This is a genomic window from Bradyrhizobium sp. (assembly GCF_019244115.1).
Lineage (GTDB): Bacteria > Pseudomonadota > Alphaproteobacteria > Rhizobiales > Xanthobacteraceae > Bradyrhizobium.
Window position 1 is genome coordinate 1 of record NZ_JAFATE010000818.1, and the last position, 4,691, is coordinate 4,691.

Annotated in this window: 4 protein-coding genes; all 4 read left to right on the forward strand. The window is 65.1% G+C overall.

Features of this window, described 5'->3' with window-relative positions; genetic code table 11:
- Positions 1-507 (forward strand): transglutaminase-like domain-containing protein (locus JOZ76_RS34720; RefSeq protein ID WP_291705888.1); only part of this gene is annotated, 507 nt, incomplete at its 5' end.
- A gap of 91 nt (positions 508-598) precedes the next feature.
- Positions 599-1,069 (forward strand): gamma-glutamylcyclotransferase family protein, encoded by a 471-nt coding sequence (locus JOZ76_RS34725; protein ID WP_291705889.1) that lies wholly within the window; start codon positions 599-601, stop codon positions 1,067-1,069.
- Positions 1,070-1,392: 323 nt separating this feature from the next.
- Positions 1,393-3,399 (forward strand): DNA primase, encoded by a 2,007-nt coding sequence (gene dnaG / locus JOZ76_RS34730; protein ID WP_291705891.1) that lies wholly within the window; start codon positions 1,393-1,395, stop codon positions 3,397-3,399.
- A gap of 398 nt (positions 3,400-3,797) precedes the next feature.
- Positions 3,798-4,691: RNA polymerase sigma factor region1.1 domain-containing protein (locus JOZ76_RS34735; RefSeq protein WP_291705890.1), on the forward strand; the 894-nt coding region annotated here is incomplete at its 3' end.

The window sequence follows — 4,691 nt, forward strand, 5'->3', positions numbered from 1 at the left end:
TTGCTCTATCTGATGCCGAGCCGCTATTGCGAGACCGACAAGCTCACCGACATCGCCTGGTCGCTGTTCGGCAGCGTCAATGGCGGATGGGACCGCGTCGCCGCCATCACCGAGTTCGTCCACCAGCGCATCATCTTCGGCTACGAGCACGCGCATGCGATGAAGAGCGCGTTCGACGTCTATGAGCAGAAGAGCGGTGTGTGCCGCGATTTTGCCCATCTCGCGCTGACCCTGTGCCGCTGCATGGGGATTCCGGCGCGCTACTGCACCGGCTACATGGGCGACATCGGCATTCCGCCGGTACCGTTCCCGATGGATTTTTCCGGCTGGTTCGAGGCCTATCTCGGCGGCGAATGGCTGACCTTCGATGCCCGCCACAACGTTCCACGGATCGGGCGGATTTTGATGGCGACCGGCCGCGACGCCGCCGACGTCGCGCTGACCACCAGCTTTGGCCGCATGGAGCTGAAGACATTTGTGGTGATCTCGGAGGAGGTGGCGGCATAGCCGTCATTGCGAGCGAAGCGAAGCAATCCAGACTATCCGCGCGGAAAGATTCTGGATTGCTTCGCTTCGCTCGCAATGACATGGATAGCTCATGACCTCCGATCATCTGTTCGTCTACGGCACGCTGATGCGCGGCTTCGACCATCCGATGGCGCGGCTGTTGTCCGCCAACGCGGATTTCCTCGGCAAGGCGCGCTGCCGCGGCCGGCTCTATCTGATCAAGCATTATCCCGGCCTCGTGCTGTCGGACGATGACGGTGATGTCGCGCATGGCGAGCTCTACCGCCTGCGCGCGCGCGACGAACTGCTGCGCGAGCTCGACATGTACGAGGCCTGCGGCGAAGGTCTTGTGCAGCCGACCGAATATCTGCGAAAGCTGCTCAAGGTCGCGCTCGCCAGGTGCGCGGCCGCCGGAACGTCGAACGCGACTTCGAGCGCGGCCCCGACCGGGACTTTGCTAGAGTCTTCGACAGATTCCTGGATCGAGGCCTGGACCTATCTCTACAACTGGCCGGTCGATGGCCTGCCACGCATCGCCTCGGGCCGGTTTCTGGAGCATTGAGGCAGACCGGCGCAGCGACGACGGTTTGCTCCCTCTCCCCGCTTGCCGGGAGAGGGTTGGGGTGAGGGGGAGTCTCAACGGACCGAGATCGTGAAGTGTCCCCTTCACCCGCCGCGCACTTAGCGATGCCAAAGGCATCGCTCTTCGCAGCGACCTCTCCCCGCAAGCGGGGAGAGGTGACGGACAGCCCTGTGCACAAGCCGGGAAAGCGGGGTTAAGGTCGACATCGCTGGTATTTTCCTGAGCCATCCAGCTATGCCTAGCCGGCAGGCCTCGGCTGGATTCTAATGGGGCTTGATTCGATTTCAGATCAGCCCATGGCCATCCGCTTCACGCCGCAATTCCTCGAAGACATTCGTGCCCGCCTTCCGGTCTCGGAGGTCGTGGGCAAGCGCGTGAAGCTGAAGCGGGCCGGGCGCGAGTGGAAGGGGCTGTCGCCGTTCCAGCAGGAGAAGACGCCATCCTTCACCGTCAACGACCAGAAGGGTTTTTATCACGACTTCTCCTCCGGCAAGCACGGCAACATCTTCAATTTCGTGATGGAGACCGAGGGCGTCACCTTTCCCGAGGCCGTCGAGCGGCTGGCGGCGATGGCCGGGCTTGCACTGCCCGCCGTCAATCCCGACGCCGCGCTGCGCGAGGAGCGGCGCAAGACGCTCTACGACGTCATGGAGCTCGCAGCAAAATTCTTCTGTGACACGCTCGCCTCGCGGCTCGGCGCCAAGGCGCGCGGCTATCTCGCCGACCGCGCGATCTCGCCGGCGACGCAACTGCAGTTCCGCCTCGGCTATGCGCCCGGCGAAAAATACGCGCTCAAGGAATTTTTGGGCGGCCACGGCATTCCCGTGCCGGACATGGTCGAGGCCGGGCTGCTCGTCGCCGGCGACGACATTCCCGTGCCCTATGACCGCTTCCGCGACCGCGTGATGTTTCCGATCGCTGACATCCGCGGCCGCATCATCGCCTTTGGCGGCCGCGCGCTGGAGAAGGATGTTCCGGCCAAATATCTGAACTCACCGGAGACCCCGCTCTTCCACAAGGGCGACAATCTCTACAACCACGCCCCCGCGCGCACATCAGCGCATAATGGCGCCTCGTTGGTCGTGGTCGAAGGCTATGTCGACGTCATCGCGATGGTGACAGTGGGCTATGGCGCCACCGTGGCGCCGCTCGGCACTGCGCTCACCGAAAGCCAGCTCGCGCTGCTATGGAAGATTGCCGACGAGCCGATCCTCTGTTTTGACGGCGACCGCGCCGGCCAGAAGGCGGCGTTTCGTGCCGCCGATCTCGCCATCCCGCATCTGAAACCCGGCAAGAGCCTGCGCTTTGCGCTGCTGCCCGAAGGCCAGGATCCCGACGATCTCGCCCGCTCCGGTGGCCGCGCGGCGATCGACGAAGTGATTTCGGCCGCGCGCCCGCTCGCCGAAGTGATCTGGTCGCGCGAGATCGAGGGCCAAAATTTTGCCACGCCCGAGCGGCGCGCCGCCCTGGAAGCGCGGATCGGCGAGCTCGCCAATTCGATTCAGGACGAGGTGGTGCGCCGGCACTATCGCGACGACCTGATCCAGCGCCTGCAGCGCGCCTTTGCCCCCGAGGGCGGCCGCTTCTTTTCCGGACGCGGCCGCGGCGGCGAATCGCCGGGGCGCTTTCCCAGCCGTTTTGCTCCGCGCGGCGGTCCGGCCGGCCGGTTCGCGGGGGCCGGCGGCCGCGGGCAGGGGCTGGGGATAAGTCAGGGGATTGGCCGCGGCCCGTACCAGGCCGCGAGCCCGCAGCTCGCGGCAAGTCCGCTGCTGCGCGGCCAGCGCAGCGCGATCTCCCGGCGCGAGGCCCTGATCCTGCAGTGCCTGATCAACCACCCGTGGCTGCTGCACGACCACCTCGAAGAGGTCGCCGCGCTTGAACTCGCCCACGGCGAGGCGCACAGACTGCGCGCCGGTATCATCGCCGCCTTCGCCCACGACCATCACCATTCGCCCGATCCCGAGGAGCAGGCCGAAAAAATGCGGGCCGACCTCGCGGCCGCCGGATTATCGGCCATTCTTCAACGGGTTGAGCGGGCGATCACGACCGATGCAGTGTGGGGCGCAAGGCCCCATGCGGCGCGCGAGGATGTTTTGTCCACCTTCAACCAGCTTGTTGCCTTGCATCACCAATGGCATTCCCTACTTAGGGAATTGAAGGACGCCGAGCTTGCCTTGGGTGCGGAGCCGAGCGAGGCCAATCTGGCATGGCTGCGTGACGTCAAGGCCCGGATGGCCGAGGCTGCGGGTACCGAAGCCCTGATCGAAGGGTTCGGTGAACAGTCCGGCCGCATGTCGCGCAGCGTCTAGGTGCCTCAAAGGACCTCGCAAAGCGCGTCTGGAAGGTAACGGTAGCCGAAGAATCGTACGCAATGGGGCGGGCGGAACCGGAAAAAGACTCGCCAAGCCCGGGCTTTGGCTGCAAATACAAGGGTTGAGCGAGGCGGGTCCCGGACCATTTTCCGGCGGAGTGCGGCGGGTCGGCGATTGGAAAAATGTGTCAGCAGCCTGGCGCGGTTTCCGATCCATTAACCATTATGCATTTTGTCTGGGGAACCAGATCGGGCAGGACGACGAAACCAGCGACGGGCTGACGGGGGTGGCGAGAAATTTGCGCCGCCCTTTTGCGCGTCGAGGACAGTTTGAGTGGATCAAGGCGAGCGCCGCGGTGTTTGTTTTTCGCACGTCTCGCGTTTCGGGAGCAATGAATGGCCAGCAAGGCAAAGACGCTGCAGGTGAAAGACAAGGACAAGGACGACAAGGCGGCTGACGCTCCCGAGAAGGATTCGAGCGACGCGCCGTCCCCGTTGTTGGACCTGTCGGACGCCGCCGTCAAGAAGATGATCAAGCAGGCCAAGAAGCGCGGCTTCGTGACCTTCGATCAGCTCAACGAAGTGCTGCCGTCCGACACCACCTCGCCCGAACAGATCGAGGACATCATGTCGATGCTCTCCGACATGGGCATCAACGTGACCGAGGCCGAGGACGTCGAGGGCGAGGAAGAGAAGGAGGAGGCCGGCGACGACGACACCGACAACGAGCTCGTCGAGGTCACCCAGAAGGCGGTCGCCGAGGTCAAGAAGTCCGAGCCGGGCGAGCGCACCGACGATCCCGTGCGCATGTATCTGCGCGAGATGGGCACCGTGGAGCTGCTCTCGCGCGAGGGCGAGATCGCGATCGCCAAGCGCATCGAGGCCGGCCGCGAGGCGATGATCGCCGGCTTGTGCGAAAGCCCGCTGACCTTCCAGGCCATCATCATCTGGCGCGACGAGCTCAACGAAGGAAAGATCTTCCTCCGCGACATCATCGATCTCGAAGCGACCTATGCCGGCCCCGACGCCAAGAGCAATCCCGGCATCATCGGCGCGCCGATCGGTCCCGACGGCCAGCCGGTGGTCGCCGATGCCGCGGCTGCGGCCGCGCAGGCCGGCACTGCGCCCGCGCATGTCGCCCCGCCGGCCGCGCCTCCCGCACCGACCCCGTTCCGTCCCGCGCCAGCGGCTGCTGCGCCCGTGGGCGCCGACGGTGAGGAGAAGGATCCCGGCGAGGCCGCGGCCGAAGCCGACATGGACGACGACGAGTTCGAGAACCAGATGTCGCTG